19 protein-coding genes are annotated in these 21708 nt (G+C 72.4%); 6 read left to right on the top strand and 13 right to left on the bottom strand.

Annotated features, from left to right (window positions below; all coding sequences use genetic code 11):
- From ACF1BH_RS26415 to eccB, 5 genes are all read right to left on the bottom strand, one after another.
- Entirely contained in the window at positions 1–330 is a 330-nt protein-coding gene (locus tag ACF1BH_RS26415) for a hypothetical protein (RefSeq protein ID WP_391646285.1), read from the bottom strand.
- Entirely contained in the window at positions 330–1523 is a 1194-nt protein-coding gene (gene mycP / locus ACF1BH_RS26410) for a type VII secretion-associated serine protease mycosin (RefSeq protein ID WP_391646283.1), read from the bottom strand. The genes ACF1BH_RS26415 and mycP overlap by 1 nt, the downstream gene beginning before the upstream one ends.
- Positions 1524–1799: 276 nt before the next feature.
- Entirely contained in the window at positions 1800–2093 is a 294-nt protein-coding gene (locus ACF1BH_RS26405; protein ID WP_391646281.1) for a WXG100 family type VII secretion target, read from the bottom strand.
- Positions 2094–2210: 117 nt separating this feature from the next.
- A complete protein-coding gene (locus ACF1BH_RS26400; RefSeq protein ID WP_391646279.1) occupies positions 2211–2537 on the bottom strand; it encodes a WXG100 family type VII secretion target in 327 nt (108 codons plus the stop codon).
- Positions 2538–2918: 381 nt separating this feature from the next.
- Complete coding sequence (eccB, locus tag ACF1BH_RS26395; protein ID WP_391646277.1) at positions 2919–4604, bottom strand: type VII secretion protein EccB; 1686 nt, start codon at positions 4602–4604, stop codon at positions 2919–2921.
- Positions 4605–4789: 185 nt separating this feature from the next.
- On the opposite strand from eccB, the gene eccE reads away from it, so the two are divergent.
- From eccE to ACF1BH_RS26380, 3 genes are all read left to right on the top strand, one after another.
- Positions 4790–6157 (top strand): type VII secretion protein EccE, encoded by a 1368-nt coding sequence (eccE, locus tag ACF1BH_RS26390; protein ID WP_391646275.1) that lies wholly within the window; start codon positions 4790–4792, stop codon positions 6155–6157.
- The gene (locus ACF1BH_RS26385) at positions 6157–7005 is read left to right on the top strand and encodes a hypothetical protein (RefSeq protein ID WP_391646273.1); all 849 of its coding nucleotides are present in this window, start codon (positions 6157–6159) and stop codon (positions 7003–7005) included. Before eccE ends, ACF1BH_RS26385 begins: the two co-directional genes overlap by 1 nt.
- 297 nt (positions 7006–7302) lie before the next feature.
- Positions 7303–9972 (top strand): SCO5717 family growth-regulating ATPase, encoded by a 2670-nt coding sequence (locus ACF1BH_RS26380; RefSeq protein ID WP_391646271.1) that lies wholly within the window; start codon positions 7303–7305, stop codon positions 9970–9972.
- Between the two features lie 266 nt (positions 9973–10238).
- Here the strand turns inward: ACF1BH_RS26380 and ACF1BH_RS26375 are convergent, their stop codons facing one another.
- From ACF1BH_RS26375 to rimP, 8 genes are all read right to left on the bottom strand, one after another.
- Positions 10239–11186, bottom strand: a complete 948-nt coding sequence (locus ACF1BH_RS26375; protein ID WP_391646269.1) for a bifunctional riboflavin kinase/FAD synthetase — start codon at positions 11184–11186, stop codon at positions 10239–10241.
- Positions 11187–11801: 615 nt separating this feature from the next.
- The gene (truB, locus tag ACF1BH_RS26370; RefSeq protein ID WP_391646267.1) at positions 11802–12728 is read right to left on the bottom strand and encodes a tRNA pseudouridine(55) synthase TruB; all 927 of its coding nucleotides are present in this window, start codon (positions 12726–12728) and stop codon (positions 11802–11804) included.
- Complete coding sequence (rbfA, locus tag ACF1BH_RS26365; RefSeq protein WP_030288054.1) at positions 12725–13180, bottom strand: 30S ribosome-binding factor RbfA; 456 nt, start codon at positions 13178–13180, stop codon at positions 12725–12727. The genes truB and rbfA overlap by 4 nt, the downstream gene beginning before the upstream one ends.
- Before the next feature lie 61 nt (positions 13181–13241).
- On the bottom strand, positions 13242–13541 hold the full coding sequence (locus tag ACF1BH_RS26360) for a DUF503 domain-containing protein (RefSeq protein WP_143944399.1): 300 nt from the start codon (positions 13539–13541) through the stop codon (positions 13242–13244).
- 173 nt (positions 13542–13714) lie between these two features.
- Positions 13715–16762, bottom strand: a complete 3048-nt coding sequence (gene infB, locus ACF1BH_RS26355) for a translation initiation factor IF-2 (protein WP_391646264.1) — start codon at positions 16760–16762, stop codon at positions 13715–13717.
- Positions 16763–16918: 156 nt separating this feature from the next.
- Positions 16919–17209: a YlxR family protein gene (locus ACF1BH_RS26350; RefSeq protein ID WP_345080054.1), complete on the bottom strand. Its 291-nt coding sequence runs from the start codon at positions 17207–17209 to the stop codon at positions 16919–16921.
- A gap of 131 nt (positions 17210–17340) precedes the next feature.
- Positions 17341–18333 (bottom strand): transcription termination factor NusA, encoded by a 993-nt coding sequence (nusA, locus tag ACF1BH_RS26345; RefSeq protein WP_030288048.1) that lies wholly within the window; start codon positions 18331–18333, stop codon positions 17341–17343.
- Between the two features lie 2 nt (positions 18334–18335).
- A complete protein-coding gene (gene rimP, locus ACF1BH_RS26340; protein ID WP_391646262.1) occupies positions 18336–18878 on the bottom strand; it encodes a ribosome maturation factor RimP in 543 nt (180 codons plus the stop codon).
- Between the two features lie 141 nt (positions 18879–19019).
- On the opposite strand from rimP, the gene ACF1BH_RS26335 reads away from it, so the two are divergent.
- The 3 genes from ACF1BH_RS26335 (at position 19020) to ACF1BH_RS26325 (ending at position 21282) form a co-directional block, all read left to right on the top strand.
- Positions 19020–19655 (top strand): hypothetical protein, encoded by a 636-nt coding sequence (locus ACF1BH_RS26335; RefSeq protein ID WP_391646260.1) that lies wholly within the window; start codon positions 19020–19022, stop codon positions 19653–19655.
- Positions 19656–19808: 153 nt separating this feature from the next.
- Positions 19809–20306 (top strand): ferritin-like domain-containing protein, encoded by a 498-nt coding sequence (locus ACF1BH_RS26330; protein ID WP_391646258.1) that lies wholly within the window; start codon positions 19809–19811, stop codon positions 20304–20306.
- Positions 20307–20367: 61 nt separating this feature from the next.
- Complete coding sequence (locus tag ACF1BH_RS26325; protein ID WP_391646256.1) at positions 20368–21282, top strand: aminoglycoside phosphotransferase family protein; 915 nt, start codon at positions 20368–20370, stop codon at positions 21280–21282.
- The last annotated feature ends 426 nt before the right edge of the window (positions 21283–21708 follow it).

Raw genomic sequence — 21708 nt, 5'->3', positions numbered from 1 at the left:
CTACTTCCCTCCGGGGTTCAGAGCGTTGGAGGCGTCGTACTCGCGGTCGTGATAAGCGTCCCGCGTCTTCGCCGTCTTCCGACTCAGATCGTCCACCAGATCTGCGAGCTTCTTCAGAATCTCATCGTCCATGAACGTCTTCATGGCGTCATGGGCTTCCCTGAGCTCTCGCTCTTCCCTGAAGCCGGTGCCGAGAGTGCCTTCCGGCAGGTAGGTGCTGTGTCCTGCCTTGCTCTTGGTCTCCTCCATCGAGCGCAGTACGCCGTTGAGTTTGCGACCGACCGTGTCCAGAGCTTCGAGATCGACGAAATATTCGTCGGCACTGCCCATTACTGTCCTCCCCGTGTGATCATGCCGTTCTTCCGCCGCCAGTCCCGGAGTGCGATCGACGAACCCACCACTCCGGCGACCGCCAGAAGTCCTCCGCCCACAATGTAGAGGGAAATCCGTGCCCGCCGGTCTTCCGGGCTCTCCCCGATGGTGAGGGCGGCCGGTTGGACCTTGGCGGTGTTCTGGGCGGCGGGCTTGTCCGGAGTGGGGCGAGCGGTGGGCCTGGTGGTGTCGTTGAGGGCGGCCACCGGGTCGATGACGCCCCATCCGATGTTGTGGTCCGGTCCCCGGTTGACGCGCTCGGCGGTCTGTTCCAGGTGCCAGATCAGTTCCTGCGGCGTCCAGTCCTCGTGCAGGGACTTCAGGAGCGCCGCGGCGCCGGCCGCGTACGGGGCGGCGAAACTGGTGCCCTGGTCCACGCAGTTACCGCCGTCCGGCACCGTGGAGACCATGTCGACGCCGGGCGCCGCGATGTCGACGTAGTCGCCGGGCTGCGAGAACGCCGCGCGTTCGTTGTTGCGGTCGGAGGCGGCGACGGCCAGGACGTTGTCGAACTCCTGGAACGCCGCCGGGTACATGCGCTTCTCCTTGCCGGAGGCGCCGTCGTTGCCCGCCGAGGCGACGATGAGAATGCCTGCCTTCGACGCCTTGGCGACGGCCGCCTTCAGGGTGGGGAGCAGTTCCTCGCTCGCATCCGTGCCCTGGGAGATGTTGATGATGTCGACGCCCTCGGCGACGGCCGCGTCGATGGCCTTGGCGAGGCTGTCGGCGGTGCCGGGCTTCTCCTGGTCGGTCTGCTGGAACGGGATGACCTTGGCCTTGGGCGCCAGACCGTAGAAGCCGGACGAGGGACGCGGCTGGGCGGCGATGATGCCGGCGACCTTGGTGCCGTGGCCCACCCGGTCCTCGGTCTCCTTGCCGCCCTTGACGAAGGACCGGCCGCCGGACCCGATCGCCGGTTTGATCTGGTCGTTCCCCGCATCGATACCCGTGTCGATGACGGCGACGCGGACCCCCTGGCCGTGGGTCTTCGCCCACAGCTGCTGCGTCATGAGGCGCTGCAGGGACCACGGGGTCTCTTTGATGTCGGTGGTGTTGAACTTGCACTCGCCGCTGTTCAGCGGAACGTTCTCGTCCGCGGCCGCCGGGAGGGCGGTGACACCGGAAAGGGCGATGGTGCAGGCCGATGTCACCAATACGCCCGCCGCGCGGCGGCGGCGCCCTGCTCGGTGACCGTTGGCGCGAGATCCCACGGGTTGTCTGCTCTCCATGCGTGGTGGACGGGGCGAGGAAGCGGTACGGAGGTGCCGTTGGCTACGGGAGCGGTGAGCGGTGCGGGCCCGGACGCCAGAAGGGCGGGCGCACTGGTGCAGCGCGCCCGCCCTCTTCTGCCACTGTGCGAGCCTCGTGGCTGCTCAGCCGTTAGCCGTTCCGCCTGCGGCGGCGGAAGCACCTGTCACCTGTGGTGCTCAGTGGTTCCACATGTTGGCGTTGCGGTGCTCCGTGTCGCGGTAGTTCACGGACGCCTCGTGGAGCGCCTTGGAGATGGCCTCCAGGGTCTGCTGCAGGGAGTGCGCGCGCTTGTCCCACTCGCGCTGGCGGGCCTGGTAGCCCTCCTTCGCCGCGCCTTCCCAGGTGCTGGCGATGCGCTTGACGCCGGCCTCCAGGTCGTCCAGCTGCTGCCGGATCTGGGTGGCGGTGCGCTTCACGTCCTGGGACGCCTGCTCGATCGTCTCGGAATTGACGAGAATGTGGCCCGACATGATCTCTCCTCGGAATGTGCTGAACTGATCGATTCACGCGGCCGCGGCGTGATACCGGATACCGGATCGCTGTGCCGCGGCCACTGGCTCACCGCGCCGCCGCAGCGGCGCCGATCCTCACCCGAAGGGGGAGTCCGAGGCGGAGGCCACGTGGGACATCGACGCGTTCTGCGCTTCTTCCGAGGCCGCGTAGTTCTTCGTCGTGCCGTCGATCGCTTCCTTGATCTCGTTCAGAAGCTGGTTGATGCGAGTCGCGTCTTCGTTCACCTTGGACTGGAGCTGGTTGTACGAAGTGGCCGCCTGGCCCCGCCAGCCGGAGGTGATGTTGTCGACGACCGTGTTGAGGTGGCGGATCTCGCCCTCGATCGTCTGGCTCACCGATCCGATCTTGCCGCTGAACGCGACCATCTCTTCTTCGGTAACTGTGAACTGACTACCACTCATCGCAACGTCCCCCATGAGACTCGCACGTCACCCGCACCGCACCGGCGACGGTGCTGCGCGGTCGGCGCCGCCTGCTGGCGCCAGCGACCACTTTAACCACTTCATACAGCCGCCCCCAACAGAGGGAGCGACGTTGTGACCGGATCACCACAACACCAACTGGCCGCCCCGTAGGGCCAGTTCGAGAATGCGTCGTGCGAAGTGGACAGATGGGATTCTATCGGCCCACGGAGAAACACATCAAGATTTTCCCGGCCCCCTTCCGAGGGGCAACGGAATCCGTGGAGCAAATCCGGAAAAGCCGGGCGGGCACCGAAATCCGGTGGCCCGCCCGTCGAATCCGCGGGGCAGGTGCGGGCAGGGCGCGCCGCCCGCCGTCCGTTACGACGTGCCGGTCTTCCTGGCGGCGTCGACGCTGAGCGCCGGCCCCTCCGACAGCAGGTCCACCCAGGTCATCAGCATGGGCTCGGCGTGGACGCCCTTGTACCCCAGCCGCAGGGCGGCCTGGTTGACCTCCTGGTTGGCGTTGCCCGCCTTGCTGGAGCTGTCGTTGTTGATGGGCACCCGGTAGCGCAGCCCGGTGTCGGTGATCAGGTAGAGCGAGCCGTCCTTCTCCTGGGGCGTGCGGACCCGCTGGATGAGCTGGCCGCTGCCGGGGGTGACGTAGGAGGAGGCGCCGCTGGCGATCTTCGCCGGGTAGTCCTTGCCGATCCAGGTGCCCATGTTGGGCAGGCCGTTGGGGTAGCCGAGGGCCTTGTCGGCGCCGCCGGGGAGCTTGGTGGTGGTGCCGTCGTAGACGGTGCAGGAGACGCCGTTCTCGGTCGGGGTGGTCAGACCGCCGGTCTGGGAGCCCTGGGCGAAGTTGTTGGCCATGTCGACCGCCTCGGTCGGCCAGGGCATGTCCACGTCGGTGCTTCCCACCTTGCCCAGGTACGAGACGAACCGCCCCTTGTCGTCCCTCATCGGGTTGATGCTGGAGGTGGAGACCTGCTGGGGTTCCATGGCCGAGCCGTCGGGGTGCACCTTGAGGGCGTTCGGGCCCTTCAGCAGGAGCTCTGCGACGAAGTCCGACACCTGCTGTACGCCACCCGCGGTGACGACGTATTTCTTGCCCGCCTTCTCACCGTCCGTCGTGCTCTGGTCCGCGGTGCCGGGGATCTCCAGGACGGTGCCGATGGTCCGGTGCTGCGTCGGGACGCCCGAGGCGTTCGAGGGCGTGCCGGCTCCCTTGACGATCGGCAGGTAGATCGGCACCGGGCTCTTGATGAGGGTGTCCATCCACTGCTGCGTCACGTCCTGCGGCTCCGCCTCCTTGAAGAGCACACGGCGCAGAAGCACGTTGAGGTCCTCCGCGCCCTGTCCTCCCGGGGCCGCGACGCGCCCGCCCCACGTGGCGTCGAGTTCGAACTTGAAGCCGTTGTGGTCCACGAGCCAGAGCTTCTTCTGCGGGTCGCGCACGAAGAGCACCTGGTGCATGTCGAGGCGCCCCTTGTCCTCGACGAGGTCCTTGTCCTTGCCCCCGAGGACGAAAACGGCCTGCTGGGCCTTGCTGTTGATACCGCTGCCCGGACGGTCGCAGACGGCCCAGGTCTTCGCCTTTCCGGCGTCCGTGGCATTGGGGAGGCGGTCGGGGGCGAACGGAATTCCGACGGCGGGACCGTGTGCGATCTTTCCGTCCAGCTCGGATTCCTTCACATTCACGACTTTGTACTTATCGGGGTCGAGAAGGAGTTTCGCGGAGGCGAGATTCAGGACGGGATGGAGGAGCTTCTCCTTCTTACCCTGATTGCCGTCGCTGGAGAGAACGACGTAACGGGTCGTCGAATCGGCCCCCACGATGACGTTTTCCCCGACCTTGTCCCAGCCCTCGGGCGCGACCGGCTTGACGATGCCGCAGGCACCGAAGCCGACAAGGATCACGACGCCCAGCAGGACGCTCGGCAGCACAGCCTTCAGAGGGCGCGGCGCACTCTCGATCGAACCGCTCGGCAGTGGCTTCAGAAATGCGGCATTCGTACGCTTCCGCGCGAATGAATACGCATTGAGCTCGTCCCGACGTGATGCCATTGTTGCTTTCTCTCCCCGCGTGTCGGATCCACATCGACCACCCCCGGCACTCAAGCCGTAGCGCCCTCTACTATGCCGTGTGTCGATCGACCCGTACGGTACGGGTGCCACCTTCCAACGCACCAGTCTCAACGGCGATTGATGCGCCGCGAGGCCACACCACCAGTAGAGGAGCAGGCCGGGGGATGTCCAGCGCCACCAGGGCTCGACGCCGCAATGGGCGGCAACAGCAGCAACAGCCTTCCACGGCACCGCGCACCGCGGGAATCGGCGGTCAGGACGGATCGGATCCGGCCAACGGCAGAGAAGGGGACCGGAGTTCGCCGGGCGGGCCGGTGGCCCCGCGGCTGCGTCCGCAGATCGGCAGCATCGGCCCCGTTCGCGTCCAGCAGCTGGCCATCATCGAGATCGCCGCCGCACTGGTCCTGGTCGGCGCGTCCGTGAACGTGATCGCGCTGACCGTCGCGGTCGTGCTCGCCGCCGTCCTCGTCATCTTCGCGCTCGGCCGCCGCCGCCGGATCCCGCTCCCCGAATGGATCACGACCGTGCGGGCGATGAAGCGCCGCGGCAAGGCGGCGAGCACCGTGGCGACGCAGGGCGTCGAACCGGCCTTCGCCCCGGTCGTCGAGTGCGATCCGGCGCTGCGCACGTACGAGTACACCGACGCCGAGCAGCGCGCCGTCGGCTTCGTCGGGGACGGCACCTTCCTGACCGCGCTGGTGCAGGTCGAACCCCGGGACGAACCGCTGCGGCCCGTCAGCGGCAGCCGGATGCTGCCGCTCGACGTGCTCCACACCGCGCTCGACGTCGAGGACATCCACCTCGAATCCGTGCAGTACGTGCAGTACACCCAGCCGGCGCCGGCGCCGCACCTGCCCGAACAGGCCGTCGCCGCCCGCTCGTACGCACCGCTGCAGGCGCAGTCACAGACCCCCGCGGTGCAGTTGACGTGGATCGCGCTCAAGCTCGACCCGGAGCTGTGCGCGGAGGCGATCGAGGCCCGCGGCGGCGGCATGGACGGCGCCAAGCGGTCGCTGCTGCGCGCCGCCGACCAGCTGGTGAGCCGGCTGACCTCGCACGGCGTCCGGGCGCGCGTGCTCGCCGAGCGGGAGGTCGTGGCCGCGGTCGGCACCGCGGTGTGCGTGAGCCCGCGGGCCGCCAACGGCGCCATGGGGCGCGACAGCCGCTCCGGGCGCCGTACCCAGGAGACGACGCGGGCGTGGCGCTGCGACGACCGCTGGCACACCACGTACTGGATCGGGCGCTGGCCCCAGCTCGGCCCGGGCGGCGCGCCGCTGGCCGCCGTCACCCAGCTGCTGACCAGCACCCCGGCGATGGCGAGCACCTTCGCGCTGACCGCGACGCACGGCAGCGGGCGGGCGCCCGCGATCTCGGGCTACGTCCGGCTGTCGACCCGCAGCGAGAACGAACTCGACGCGGCACAGCGGGAGTTGGAACGGCGTTCCGGTTCGGCGAAGGTCGGTCTCGTCCGGCTCGACCGGGAGCAGTTGCCCGGCCTGCTCGCCACGCTCCCCCTCGGAGGTACCCGCTGATGACCTCTCCCACGTATCAGCCGCGTGTGAACAACTCCGGGACGGGCTGGCGCAATCCGCCCATCGGCGCGCCGGACGCCGGGCAGGGGCGCCGCCCCTCGCACCAGCCGCGTCCGGACGAGCAGCGGTCGGCGCAGTCGGGGCCGGAGCCGCAGCCGGGCTTCGGGCTGCGCGGTCCGCGCCGTAGCCCGCACGTGCTGACGGCCGAGTCGCTGGCGTCGCTGACCCTGCCGGCCGGCGACGACGGCGTCATCATCGGCATCGACCCGCAGAACCAGCCCGCCGTGCTGAGCCTGCTGCGCCCCGCGCCGCTGGACATCGTGCTGGTCGGCAGCATGTGGATGGCCCAGGTACTGGCGCTGCGTACGGTCGCCACCGGCGCGCGCGTGGCGGTCGAGACGGCGCGCCCGCCGGCCTGGGGCCAGATGGCGCAGGCCGCGGGTGGCGGTCAGCAGTGCGTGTCGGTGCACGAGGTGCGTCAGATCGCGCCCCAGGGGCCGTCGGTCTCCAGCCCCGTGCTGGTGGTGCGGGACATGGGCGCGCGCCCCCCGCGCAATCAGTTGGCGCCGAGCCCTTGGCAGTCGGTGCTCACGGTGCTGCCGTTCCTCGGGCCGCGCTCGCCGCAGATGCTGGGCCGGGCGGATCTGGTCGGTCTGCAGCGGCTGTCGCCGGAGGAGGCGGAGGTCGTCACGCGCGTGATGCGGCTGCCGGAGCAGGTCGGCGCGGTGCTGCCGACGCTGAGCGACAACGCGATGCTCTGGTGCACCCGCGACAGCCACCAGTTCGTGATGACGCAGCCCACCGAGGCGGAGACCAACCTGCTCGGCGGACCACGCCGGATGGACTGACGGCGCCGGGCGCCCCGCGCCCGCGGAGCGGGGCTTTCCCTACGGGCGCATCCTCGGGTGCGCCCGTAGGTGTACCGCGGGGGCAGAAGACGACATGACGTCGACTGCCGTTCGGGCCCGACTCTTGATTAGGCTGTATGTCGCCGCAGGAGCACACCGGACGGCAGCCGATACGGGGATGGAGAGAGCAGTGTTGGCGCAACCCCGGGCGGGGTGTTCCGAATTCCGTGACATCCGATCGATCCGCCTGTATCCGGTCCTGCCGTTCAGGTGCGTTGCAGTACACCAGGAGGCACAGTGAACGAGCGGGAGGCTTTCCGCCCGGACGGGAACGACCCTGACGACGAGCAGTCCGAGTTCGACCTGACGGGCGAATTCAAGATCGATTTCGCGGCTCCGGCCTGGTACGCGAGCTCCGACACCAGCGGCGGCGCGGGCACGCCCATGGCGCCCGCCCCGTCCCCCGCCTCTCCCCCGCCGCCCACCGGGCAGCCGCTGTCCGGCCCGGGTGTTGCGGGTCCGCCGGCCGGCGCGCCGCAGGGTGGCCCCGGCGCCCCGGTGCCGCCGCCCGCCGATGCCGCGCCGCCCGGTTTCCCGATGCTGCGCCCGCAGGAGTCCGCGGACGCCCCGGAGCCCCCGGCCGCGCCCCGGGCGGAGGCTGCTCCTGCCGCCGACGACGCCCCGGCTCCCGGCGGCGGCAACGTCCGCTCCGGTACGGGCGCCGACCCGTCGGCCTCGCTGTGGGACGACGAGGACGACACCCCGGCGGAGGAGCCGGCACCGGCCGCGCCGGAGGCGCCCGTGGCCGAAACCCCGCTGTCCGATGCCGGCCAGGCTCCCGAGCCACAGGCTCCGCCCGCCGCGCCCGCCCCGCCGGCGCCCGAGCAGCCGGGTCCGCAGGCCGCCGCGCAGCCGGTACCGCTCCAGGCACCGCAGGCCGCACAGCCCGAGCAGGCACCGGCCGCACCGCCCGCACCGGAACAGGCCGCCGCGCAGCCGCAGCAGGCCCCGCCCCAGGCCCCCCAGCAGGGTGCCCCGCAAGACGTGCCGCCGCAGGGCGGGGCGCAGCCGGGCGTGCCGCCGCAGGGCGCCCCGTGGCCCGCGCAGCCGGACCCCGCCGCGCAGGGCGGGCTGCCCCCGCTGCCGCCGGAGTACCAGCCCGCCGACCCGCGCACCGCGCAGGCCCAGCAGGCCCAGGCGCCACAGCAGGTCCAACAGCCGCAGCCGGGGCAGGAGTTGCCCCCGCAGCAGCCCCAGGCCCCGCAGCAGCCGCAGCCCCAGGCCGGTTTCCCGCAGCAGCAGGGCGTGCCGCCGCAGGGCTACCCCCAGCAGGGCGGCTACCCGCAGCAGGCGCCCCAGCAGCAGCCGGGCGCGTACGGCTATCCGCAGCCCGCGTACGGCTACCCGCAGCAGCCCCAGCAGCAGGCTCCCGCCCAGCAGTCGGCGTACGGCTATCCGCAGCCCGCGCAGGGGTACCCGCAGCAGTCGCCGCAGACGTACCCGCAGCAGGCCGCCTACGACCCGCAGGCCCAGCAGGCCGCGCAGCAGGCACAGGCCGGCTACCCCCAGCAGGGGCAGCCCGCGCAGACCGGCTACGACCCGCAGGCGCAGGCCGCGCAGCAGGCCCAACAGGCCCAGGCCGCCCAGCAGGCACAGGCGGCACAGCAGGCCGCGCAGCAGGGGCAGGTTCCGCACCAGCCGCTGCCGGGCCAGCAGGCGGGCGGCGCGAACTACGCCTCGTACTCCCAGCCGGGTCAGCAGCAGCCGCAGCAGCGGGCCACTCCGGGTGCGCCGCTGGGCTACAGCGCCGCGGTCGAGCTGACCTCCGACCGGCTGCTGCGCAACCAGCCCAAGCGGCGCAAGCCGGGCGCCAACGCGCAGCCGTCCAAGTTCAAGCTGGGCGCGAAGAAGGAGGAGGCGGAGCGGCAGCGCAAGCTGGAGCTGATCCGTACGCCGGTGACGTCCTGCTACCGGATCGCGGTGATCAGCCTCAAGGGCGGCGTCGGCAAGACGACGACCACCACCGCGCTCGGCGCCACGCTCGCCTCCGAGCGGCAGGACAAGATCCTGGCGATCGACGCGAACCCGGACGCCGGCACCCTCGGCCGCCGTGTGCGCCGCGAGACCGGCGCGACCATCCGTGACCTCGTGCACGCCATCCCGCATCTGCACAGCTACATGGACATCCGCCGGTTCACCTCGCAGGCGCCGTCCGGTCTGGAGATCCTCGCCAACGACGTCGACCCCGCGGTCTCCACGACGTTCAACGACGACGACTACCGCCGCGCGATCGACGTCCTGGGCCGTCAGTACCCGGTCATCCTCACCGACTCCGGTACGGGCCTGCTCTACAGCGCCATGCGCGGCGTCCTGGACCTCGCCGACCAGCTGATCATCATCTCCACCCCGTCCGTCGACGGAGCGAGCAGCGCCAGCACCACACTGGACTGGCTCTCCGCGCACGGCTACGCCGACCTGGTGCAGCGCGGCATCACGGTGATCTCCGGGGTCCGCGAGACCGGCAAGATGATCAAGATCGACGACATCGTGTCGCACTTCGAGACGCGTTGCCGAGGGGTGGTCGTGGTCCCGTTCGACGAGCATCTGGCCGCCGGCGCCGAGGTCGACCTCGACATGATGCGGCCCAAGACCCGCGAGGCGTACTTCAACCTGTCCGCGCTGGTCGCCGAGGACTTCTCGCGCGCCCAGCAGGCCCAGGGGATGTACCCGCAGCAGGGCCAGCAGATGGGCCAGGATCCGTACGCCCAGGCCCCGTACGGGCAGCAGCAGTACCCGCAGCAGGGCCAGTCGCCGCAGCAGCAGCCCCAGGCGCAGCCGCCGGCCGGTTACCCGCCGCAGCAGGGCGGCTGGACCCAGCAGCCGCAGCAGCCGCCCGCCCACTGGCAGCAGCCCGCCCCGGACGCACCGCAGCCCGATCAGCAGGGGTGGCAGCAGCCCCCGCAGTGACGCGGTAGGCGTCGCACCACACGGACGGGGCCCGGCACTTCACGGTGCCGGGCCCCGTCCGTCTGTGCACGGCGCCGCGTACGGGGCGGGGTGCGGCGCGCGCGTGGGGCACAGGGCATGCCGTGTGGCCCGCGCATGGGGCGGGGTGCGGCGCACGCATGGGGCATGGCGCATGGGGCGCCGCGCCACGCATGGCGCGGACGACGGAGGGCGCCCGGGGACTCCCCCGGGCGCCCTCCGTGTGGCGCGGTCCCGCGGCGCCGGGCTCAGCCCGCCGCGGCGATCAGTTCACGTGCCTGCTTCACATCGATCGCCATCCGCTCCAGCAGCGCGTCGAGCGTGGCGAACTTCTCCTGGCCCCGGATGTACGCGAGGAAGTCCACCGCGACGTGCAGCCCGTACAGGTCCAGCCCCACCCGGTCGATCGCGTACGCCTCGACGGTGCGGGTCTTCCCGTCGAACTGCGGGTTGGTGCCCACCGATACGGCCGCGGGCATCGCCTCGCCCTCGACGTGCAGCAGCCCCGCGTACACCCCGTCGGCCGGGATCGCGGTGTGCGGCAGCGTCTCCACGTTGGCGGTGGGGAAGCCCAGTTCGCGTCCGCGCTGCGCACCGCGGACGACGACGCCCTCGACGCGGTGCGGCCGCCCCAGGACCTCCGCCGCACCCGCGACGTCGCCCTCGGCGACCAGCCGGCGGGTCAGCGTGGACGAGAACGGCACCCCGCCGCCCGCCGAGCCCCGCTCCACGAGATCGACGACCTCGACCGTGAAGCCGTGGGCCACGCCCAGCTCGGCGAGGGTCTCGACGGTGCCCTTCGCCTTGTGTCCGAAGCGGAAGTTGGGGCCCTCGACGACAATCCGTGCGTGCAACTTGTCGGCCAGCACCTTCGCCACGAAATCGGCGGGCGCCAGCTGCGAGAACTCCCGGGTGAACGGCAGCACCAGAACGGCGTCGACGCCCAGCTCCCCCATCAGCTCCGCGCGCCGGTGGTGCGGGGCGAGCAGCGGCGGATGGGTGCCGGGGCGGACGACCTCGCTGGGGTGCGGGTCGAAGGTGACGACCACCGCGGGGATGCCCAGCTCCCGGGCGCGCGCGACGGTCTCACCGATGATCAATTGGTGGCCGCGGTGCACTCCGTCGTACGAGCCGATGGTGACGACGCTGCGCCCCCAGCCCTCGGGAATGTCCTCCAAGCCACGCCAGCGCTGCACTGTGCCCGCTCCTCGCCCGAACTCTTGTCCGTCCACTGCGTCAATTCGGCATGACGCAGGTCTAAGACTGCCATGCCGGGCCCCCCGCCACCCGAGAAGGGTGGCCTCACCGGCCCGAAGCCCCAGGGGCGCGCGCCCCGAGCCCCTGGGGCACACCCGTAGGGGACATCCCGTACGAGGGGCATGGGGCCCACCGCACGGGGCGCGGGCGGGCTGCCCCGGGGCCTCGCACGGGGCAGCCAGAGGCGGCGCATGGGGCGGGACGGAAGAACTGCACGGCGCGCACCGCATGGGGCGGAGCGGAGCGACGCCACAGGCCGGGGCGGACCGGCCCGCCGCACACCGCACGGCGCGCACCGCACGGGGCGGAGCCGGAGCAACGCCACGAGCCGTGCCGACCGGCCCGCCGCGCACCGCACGGCGCGCACCGCACGGCCCACCGTGCCCCCTCCCCCGCACCGCGCGCACCGCATGAGGCGCGCGCCCCACGTCCCGAGCCCCACGCCCCGTTCCCCTCCCCCAACCCGAAGAGCCGGCCCGAAGCCAATGCCTCGGACCGGCTCCCCGATCGCCCCCGTACCGGGCTGCACAGACCCCGTACGGTTCTCGTCCGCCCTAGGCGAACACCGCCAGGCTCTTGGCCCGGCCGCCCTGGTTCTCCACCAGGGCGAGGAAGGTGCCGTCCGGGTCGAAGGCCGCGACCGGGCCCTCGGTCTCGAACAGCGGCATCGGGATCCGAGCGCCGTTCATCAGCAGCCGGGACTGCGCCGCGGTGACGTCCCAGCGGGTGAAGGCGGCAGCCGCCGCCTCACCGATCGGCATCACCGGCAGCCCGGCGCCCTCGGTGTCGTCCACCGCGCCCTGCAGCTGCTCCAGGGTCCGCGCCCGGTCGAGCTTGTACGGCCCGACCCGGGTGCGCCGCAGCGCGGTCAGATGCCCGCCGACGCCCAGCCCCGCGCCCAGGTCCCGGGCGAGGGCGCGGATGTACGTTCCCGAGGAGCAGGTGACCGAGACCAGCAGGTCGGTCACCGGGGTGCCGTCCTCCGCCTCGGCCTCGTGCACGGAGTGGACGACGAACGACGAGACGGTGACCGGCCGGGCCGGGATCTCGACGTCCTCGCCGTTCCGCACCCGCGAGTACGACCGCTTGCCGTCGATCTTGATGGCACTGACCTTCGACGGCACCTGCATGATCGCGCCGGACAGCTCCGCGACGCCCGCGTCGATGTCCTCCCGCGCCAGGCCGTGCGCCGCCTTGGACGCGGTGATCTCGCCCTCCGCGTCGTCGGTGACAGTGGTCTGGCCGAGCCGCACCGTGCCGACGTACTCCTTCTCCGTCAGCGCGAGGTGGCCCAGCAGTTTGGTGGCCCGCTCGATGCCGAGGACGAGGACGCCCGTCGCCATCGGGTCGAGGGTCCCGGCGTGGCCGACCCGGCGCGTCCGGGCCATGCCCCGCATCTTCGCCACGACGTCGTGCGACGTGAAGCCGGACGGCTTGTCGACGATGACAAGACCGTCCGGCCCGGTGTTCTTACGCTTCATTCTGCGGCTGCGCCCTCGTCGTCCTCGTCGTCGCCCGGCTTGCGGTACGGGTCCGCCTCGCCGGCGTACTGCGCGCCCGACGACACCTCCCGCACCTTGGCGTCCGAGGCCCGTGCCTTGTCGAGCAGGTCCTCGATCGTCTTGGCGTTCTCCGGCAGGGCGTCCGCGACGAACGTCAGCGTCGGCGTGAACTTCGTCCCGGCCGCGGCACCGACCGCCGAGCGCAGGATGCCCTTGGCGCTCTCCAGGCCCGCGGCGGCGCTGGCCCGGTCCTCGTCGTCGCCGTACACCGTGTAGAAGACCGTCGCCTCCCGCAGGTCGCCGGTGACCCGGGTGTCCGTGATGGTCACGTGCGTGCCGAGCCGCGGGTCCTTGATGCCACGCTGCAGCTTCTGGGCGACCACCTCCCGGATGAGGTCCGCCAGCTTCTTCGCCCGCGCATTGTCGGCCACTGGTCCGTCTCCTTCGTATCTTCCACAATTGTGCTTCCACCGGCGTCCGTCCGCCCGGCCGTCATGACCAGTCGTCGTCGCCGTGCAGCCGTCGGCGGACCGACAGCAGCTCCACTTCGGGCCGTGCGGCGACCAGGCGCTCGCAGCGGTCCATCACCTCGGTGACATGCCCCGCGTCCCCGGAGACCACCGCGAGGCCGATGGTGGCCCGGCGGTGCAGATCCTGGTCCCCGACCTCCGCGACGCTCACCGCGTACTTGCGGTGCAGCTCGGCGACGATCGGGCGGACGACGGAGCGCTTCTCCTTGAGCGACCGTACGTCGCCGAGAAGCAGGTCGAAGGACAGTGTCCCTACGTACATGTACGACGGGTAGAGCCACCCGTGGGGCCTCGGAATCGCGAGTCCCTCGCACCGTACACGCAACGGCCGGGGCCGATCGACGGAAATAACGCTCCGCCGACCGGCCCCGGGTCCGCCCGCCGCCCGGCCGCCCCGAAGGGGGCCGGGCTCCGCGCGGACAGTGCGCTACGTGATCAGCCGCGCGGCTTCTCGCGCATCTCGTACGTCGCGATGACGTCGTCGATCTTGATGTCGTTGTAGTTGCCGAGGTTGATACCGCCCTCGAAACCTTCGCGAATCTCGGTGACGTCGTCCTTGAAGCGGCGCAGACCCTGGATGGTGAGGTCCTCCGCGACCACCTTGCCGTCGCGGATGAGGCGCGCCTTGGTGTTGCGCTTGACCTCGCCGGAGCGGATGAGGACACCCGCGATGTTGCCGAGCTTGGACGAGCGGAAGATCTCGCGGATCTCCGCGGTACCGAGCTCGACCTCCTCGTACTCCGGCTTGAGCATGCCCTTGAGGGCCGCCTCGATCTCCTCGATCGCCTGGTAGATGACCGAGTAGTACCGGACGTCGACGCCCTCGCGGTCGGCCATCTGCGTGGCACGGCCTTCGGCGCGCACGTTGAAGCCGATGACGATCGCGTCGGAGCCGGACGCCAGGTTGATGTCGGACTCCGTGACCGCACCGACGCCGCGGTGCAGCACCCGGATGTCGACCTCTTCGCCGACGTCGAGCTGGAGCAGCGAGGACTCGAGAGCCTCGACCGAACCGGACGCGTCGCCCTTGATGATGAGGTTGAGCTGCTGCACCTCGCCGGCCTTGAGCACCTTGTCGAGGTCCTCGAGGGACACCCGGCGGGTGCGCTTGGCGAAGGCGGCGTTGCGCTCGCGCGCCGCGCGCTTCTCGGCGATCTGGCGGGCCGTACGGTCCTCGTCGACGACGAGGAAGTTGTCGCCGGCGCCGGGGACGTTGGTGAGACCCAGGACCAGGACGGGGGTCGACGGACCCGCTTCCTCGACGTTGTTGCCCTTGTCGTCGAGCATCGCGCGGACGCGGCCGTAGGCGTCACCGACGACCATGGTCTCGCCGACGCGCAGGGTGCCGCGCTGGACCAGGACGGTCGCCACGGCGCCGCGGCCACGGTCGAGGTGGGCCTCGATCGCGATGCCCTGGGCGTCCTGCTCCGCGTTGGCACGCAGGTCGAGCGAGGCGTCCGCGGTCAGGACCACGGCCTCGAGCAGCTGCTCGATGTTGGTGCCCTGGCGCGCGGAGATGTCGACGAACATGGTGTCGCCGCCGTACTCCTCGGCCACCAGACCGAACTCGGTGAGCTGACCGCGCACCTTGGTCGGGTCGGCGCCCTCGACGTCGATCTTGTTGACCGCGACCACGATCGGCACGTCGGCCGCCTTGGCGTGGTTCAGGGCCTCGATCGTCTGCGGCATGACACCGTCGTTGGCCGCCACCACGAGGATCGCGATGTCGGTCGACTTGGCACCACGGGCACGCATGGCGGTGAACGCCTCGTGACCGGGGGTGTCGATGAAGGTGATGCGGCGCTCTTCGTCGTTGACCTCGGTGGAGACCTGGTACGCACCGATGTGCTGCGTGATGCCGCCGGCCTCGCCCGCGATGACGTTCGTCTTGCGGATCGCGTCCAGCAGTCGGGTCTTACCGTGGTCGACGTGACCCATGACGGTCACGACCGGCGGACGCGCGACGAGCATCTCCTCGCCGCCCTCGTCCTCGCCGAACTCGATGTCGAAGGACTCGAGCAGCTCGCGGTCCTCCTCCTCCGGGCTGACGATCTCGACGACGTAGTTCATCTCGCCGGCGAGCAGCTCCAGCGTCTCGTCGGAGACGGACTGGGTCGCGGTCACCATCTCGCCGAGGTTCAGCATGACCTGGACCAGCGAGGCCGGGTTCGCGTTGATCTTCTCGGCGAAGTCGGTCAGCGAGGCACCACGCGAGAGGCGGACCTTCGCGCCGTTGCCGCGCGGCAGCATGATGCCGCCCACCGACGGGGCCTGCATGGCCTCGTACTCCTGACGGCGCTGCCGCTTCGACTTACGACCGCGACGCGCGGGACCGCCGGGGCGACCGAACGCACCCTGCGTGCCACCGCGGCCACCGGGACCGCCGGGACGGCCACCGAAACCGGGACGACCGCCGAAGCCGCCGCCACCGGGGCCACCGCCACCGGGACGGCCGGCGAAACCGCCGCCGCCACCCGGACGACCGCCGCCGCCACCACCGGGACGGCCGGCGAAGCCACCGCCGCCACCCGGACGACCGCCGCCGCCACCGGGACGACCGGCACCGCCGGGGCCACGACCGCCGGGGCCCGGACGCGGGCCGGCAGCCGGACGCTGCGGCATCATGCCCGGGTTCGGGCGGTTACCGCCGCCGGGACGCGGGGCGCCACCGGGGGCCGCACCCTGCGGACGGGGCATGCCACCGGGGGTCGGACGGGCGCCGCCCTGCCCCTGGGGACGGGGACCGCCCTGGCCGCCGCCCTGCGGACGGGGACCACCGGGACCACCCTGGCCGCCGGGGCGCGGCGCGCCGCCGGGACGGGGGGCCTGCGGACGGGCCATGCCCGTGGAGCCACCGGAGGTGAAGGGGTTGTTGCCCGGACGCGGGCCGGACGGACGGCCGCCGCCGGGACGCGGGGCGCGCTCGCCACCGGGACGCGGGGCGTTGCCGCGGCCCTGACCACCCTGGCCGCCCTGCGGCGCGGGGCGCGCCGGACGGGGGCCGGGGGTGGCGCCGGGGCGCGGGCCGGACTGTGCGGCGGGCGCGGACGGCGGAGCCTGGAACTCGGGCTGCGCGGGGGCGGCCGGAGCGGGCTTGGGAGCCGGACGGGCCGGCGCCGGGCGCGGCGCCGGGGTGGGCGCGCTGCTCTTGGGCGCCTCGGGCGCGGCCGGGGCCGCGGGGCCCGGCTTGGGCGCACCAGGCTTGGGGGCGCCCGGCTTCGGGGCAGCCGGACGGGCCGCCTGCGCCGGAGAGGGCGTGGACGGCTTTGCGGGCGCAGCCTTGCGCGGCGCCGCGGGCTTACCGGCGGCGCGGCCGCTGCCGCCACCCGCCTGGAAAGCGTCGGTCAACTTGCGAACAACCGGCGCCTCGATCGTCGAGGATGCCGATCGGACGAATTCGCCAAGTTCTTGGAGCTTGGCCATGACGACCTTGCTCTCGACTCCGAACTCCTTGGCGAGTTCGTATACCCGGACCTTAGCCACTTCGCTCCTTCTAGGTCCGGGTTGTCCACCGGACCGTCGCTACTTCATGGGCGTACTCATCGCGTACTCATCGAGTGCTCATCGCAATCTCGACCTACTTCCGACTCGCGAGGTACCTGACCGCACGGGGTTTTCCGTGCGCTGTGCATTCGTGCGTTATTGCCCGGGCCGCTGTTCGACGCCTTCGATGTACTGCCGCAAGGCCGCTGCATCGAACGGCCCCGGGCCCCGGAAGGCCCGGTTGAACGCCCGGCGGCGGACCGCCAGGTCGAGACAGACCCGTGTCGGGTGCACATGAGCACCCCGGCCGGGCAGCGTACCGCGAGGATCGGGGGCGCACTCACCCTCGATCGCCACGATGCGCAGCAAATCGCCCTTGGCCGCTCGCTCCCGGCATCCCACACAGGTTCGCTCAGGGCATGCGCGGGCATGCGTCCGGCCAGACACTGCTTAAGTCTACCTCCCCGCGCCGACCTCACCCCGATGGGGTAAAGGCCGGACGACTGCTCAGAATTCCCGGTCGGCCCCCGCGGCACCACCCAATTTCACGAACGGTGCGCGGGGGCGTGCCGTGCGGCTCAGTCCCGGGGGGCCTGCTGCTCGGTGTCCGGGCGGATGTCGATGCGCCAGCCCGTCAGCCGGGCGGCGAGGCGGGCGTTCTGCCCTTCCTTGCCGATGGCCAGCGACAGCTGGTAGTCGGGGACGGTGACCCGGGCGGAACGCGCGGCGAGGTCGACGACCTCGACCTTGCTGACCCGCGCCGGCGACAGCGCGTGCGCCACCAGCTCGGCCGGGTCGTCGGACCAGTCCACGATGTCGATCTTCTCACCGTGCAGCTCGGCCATAACCGCGCGCACCCGGCCGCCCATGGGGCCGATGCAGGCGCCCTTGGCGTTGAGCCCGGAGCGCGTGGAGCGCACCGCGATCTTCGTACGGTGCCCGGCCTCACGCGCGATGGCGGCGATCTCGACGGAACCGTCGGCGATCTCCGGCACCTCCATGGCGAAGAGCTTCTTCACCAGGTTGGGGTGGGTACGCGACAGCGTCACGGACGGGCCGCGGACGCCCTTGGCGACCCGGACGACGTACGACCGCAGCCGGGTGCCGTGCGAGTAGTCCTCGCCGGGGACCTGCTCCTGTACGGGGAGCATGGCCTCCATCGGACCGACGTCCACGAGGACGTTCTTGGGGTCCTTGCCCTGCTGGACGACGCCGGTGATGACGTCGCCCTCACGCCCGGCGAACTCGCCGAAGGTGATCTCCTCCTCGGCGTCCCGCAGCCGCTGCAGGATGACCTGCTTGGCGGTGGTCGCCGCGATCCGGCCGAAGCCGGACGGGGTGTCGTCGAACTCGCGGGGCTCCTCGCCCGGCTCCAGGTCCGCCGCGTCTTCCTTCGCCCACACCGTCACATGGCCGGTGCCGCGGTCCAGCTGCACCCGCGCCTGACGGCGGCTGCCGTCGGTGCGGTGGTAGGCGATGAGGAGGGCCGACTCGATCGCCTCGACCAGCAGGTCGAACGAGATCTCCTTCTCCCGCACCAAACCCCGCAGGGCACTCATGTCGATATCCACGGCTACGCCTCCTCCTGACTCTCGTCGATCTTCTCGTCGTCCTGCGCACCGCGCTGACCGGACGACTCGCTCTTACGGTTGAACTCCAGCTCGACCCGCGCCTTGGCGACCTCGTCGAAGGCGAGGCGGCGCTGAGTCGGTTTGCGGCCCTTGACGCCCGGGACCTCCAGGTCGAGGCCGTCCTCGTCCACCGTCCGGATACGGGCCACCAGCTCGCCGCCCTCGCGCAGCTGCGCCTTGATCAGCCGGCCGACGGCGCGGCGGTAGTGCCGCAGCTCGGTCAGCGGCCGGTCGGCGCCGGGCGAGGTCACTTCAAGGGTGTACGGGGCGCCGCCCATGACGTCGGAGTCGTCCAGCGCCTGCGAGACCTCGCGGCTGAGCTCGGCGCACTCGTCGAGCTGAACGCCCGCGTCGGAATCCACCACGACCCGCAGCACCCGCCGTTTGCCCGCGGGGGTCACGTCGATCTCTTCCAGATCCAGCTCTCGCGCGGCGACGAGCGGTTCAAGCAGCCCGCGCAGCCTCTCGCTCTGGGTGGTGCTCATCCGGGTGACTCCTCGGCCGCGTGTGCTGTTGTGGGTAGGTCGCGTGTCGGGTCAAAGCCTATCTGTTCCGGCGGGGTACTGACGATTCGGTGGCCGGTCGCGGATACGCTCGCCAGCGGTGATCACTACAGAAGACCCGGGATGTGGAACGTGCCGAACGTGGCGCTGACGCGCAGAACGACCCTGCTGGCCGGCGCCGTGCTGGGCGCCGCCCCCCTGCTGAGCGGCTGCTCCGACGATTCCGGGACGCCCCGTGCGCGGCAGGCCGCGGCCACCGAGCGGCTGCGGGCCGCGGCGGCGGGCGACAGCACGCGCCTGCTGGCCCGTTACGACGCGACCCTCGCGGCCCATCCCGCCCTGGGGCCGCGCCTGGGGCCGCTCCGCGCCGAAGTGGCGCGCCACGCCGAGGCGTTCGGCGCCCGGCCGGCCGGCGGCGCCTCCTCCCCCGGTGGCGGTCCGACGGGCTCGGCCGGGCCGTCGGCGTCCGGCGCCTCCGGGAAGCCGGACGCCTCACAGGAGTCCGGCGCATCGCCGGAGCCCGGGGCGCCGCAGAAGGCCGCGGCGTCGAAGAAGGCCGACGAGGGGCCCGCGCCGTCCGGCTCCGAGGTGCCCGGTGACGAGAAGGCGGCGCGCGGCGCGCTGGCCGACGCCGAGCGCCGTCTGGCCGACGCCCGCACCCGCACGCTGCGCACCGCTCCGCCCGACCTGGCCCGCCTGCTCGCCTCGGTGGCCGCCGCCGGCGCCGCCCATGCCTATCTGCTGACCGCCGCCGGGTGAGACGGCCGGTACGCACCGGACCACCCGGTCCGGACGGGCGCTCCGTACGCGTGGGGCGTGCCCCGGTCCGCACGGGGTCGGCGCCCCGTGCGGACCGCACCGCGCCCCGTCCCGGCACACTCCCCCCGCCCACCGAAGGAACAGGCCCGCCCCGTGACGCCCTCCCCGCACCCCGCCGATGCCCGCCCCACCCAGTTGTCCGCCGTGCAGAGCGCCCTGGCCGCCGAACACGCCGCCGTCTACGGCTACGGCGTGGTCGGCGGACGGATCACCGACGACCGCCGCAAGGAGGCCCGTGAGGCCTACGACGCGCACCGTGCGCGCCGCGACGTGCTGCACCGCACGGTGCGCGACCTCGGCGGCACCCCCGCGGCGGCGGCCGCCGCGTACGAGCTGCCCTTCCCGGTGCCGGACGCCGCCGCCGCGATCCGGCTCGCCGCCGAGCTGGAGGACCGGCTCGCCGCCGTCTACGCGGGGCTGGTCCGCTCGGGGGACGAGAAGCGCCGGGCGGACGCGGCCGCCGCGCTGCGGGAGGCGGCGGTGCGTGCGGTGCGCTGGCGCGGCAGCGGCGTAGCCTTCCCTGGGCTCGTGGAACGGGCGGCGGACAGCGCCCCGTCCCCCTCCGCGAGCGCCTCGGCGAACGCGCTCTGACGACCGGCCGCGGGCCCTGGCGGGCCGGGCGGCCCATGATCCCGGAAAGGGACGGCAAGGCATGGCAACGGCACCCGTCGAACCACCGCGGCGGCTGGTGAACTCCCTCGGCAGCGCCCCGGCCGCACCCGTGCGCGCCTGGCTGGCCGCACTGCCGTCGGCGGTTCAGGAGCGGCTCGACGCCTGGGGGCTGACGCTGGAGCGGGTGGACGCACCCGGGGGCCGCAGCAGCCTGGTCGCGCTCGTCCGGCAGCAGGACGGGACCCCGGCGGCGCTCAAGTTCCCCGTCCCGGGCCGCTCGCACGCGCAGGAGGCCGCGGTGCTGCGGCTGTGGGACGGCTGGGGCGCGGTCCGGCTGCTGCGGGCGGACGAGGCGAGCGGTGCGCTGCTGCTGGAACGTCTGCACGGCGCGGTCTCGCTGCGGTCGCTGCCGTCGGCGAAGGCGCTGCTGGAGGCTGCAGGAACGGTACGCCGTCTCTGGGTGGCGCCGCCCGGTGGAGACCACGGTTTCGAGACGCTCTCGGGCCGTACGGAGGAGTCGGTGGAGGCGCTGCGCACGGCGGGCGCACTGACGCCGGCGGCCGCTCCGCTCGTGGAGCAGGCGGCGGAGCTGCGCCGTGCGCTGCCGGACTCGGCCACCGAGGAGTTCGTGCTGCACGGCGCGTTCCGTCAGGGCAAGGTCCTGGCCGGGGAACGTGCGCCGTGGCTGGCGGTGGGCCCCGTCCCGGTGATCGGAGAGCGGGCCTACGATCTCGCGGCGCTGGTCACGGACCGCTTCGAGGACCTGGCTGCCGGTTCGGGCGCGGCGGCCGCGACCCGTCGCCGGGTGGCGAAGCTCGCCGAGTCCCTGGAGGTCGACCGGGACCGGCTGCGCGACTGGACGCTCTACCGCGCGGTGGCCGCCGGAGTCCGCGAAGCCGCATCGGGCGACCGCCGCCACGGCGAACTCCTCCTGGAATTCGCCACCTGGCTCTGAACGGGGCACGGGGCGCACTCCCCGACCACACCGCCGGGCCCCACGCGGCTTGCCCCGCCCCCCTGCGGCTCGTGGGGCACCGCAGGGGGCGGCGGCTCGTCTCTGCTTGAGGCCGCTCGGGCCCCGTGTCTGCAGGAGGCTGCTGGGCCCCATGCGCGTGGTGCGGCTCCGTCCCGCATGGGGCGAGGCATGAGGCCGCGCCGCCCCATGCGTGGTGATGCGGCTCCGTCCCGCATGGGGCCCACCTTGTGGGACGCGCGCATGGGGCCCCGGCGCGGAGCCGCACGGGGCGGGCCGCCCCGCGCACCCCGCCGCAGCCGCCCCAGGCACAGAGCGGGCACGGCTCCCCTCACGCCGTCCGCGGCCGCCCCGGGTATGCCAAAGGGCCGGCCGAGGCACCCTCGCCCCGGTCGGCCCCTTGGCCCG

The sequence above is a fragment of the Streptomyces sp. NPDC014733 genome, from assembly GCF_043083385.1.
Taxonomy (GTDB): Bacteria; Actinomycetota; Actinomycetes; order Streptomycetales; family Streptomycetaceae; genus Streptomyces.
This window is presented reverse-complemented; position numbering and strand designations above follow the sequence as displayed.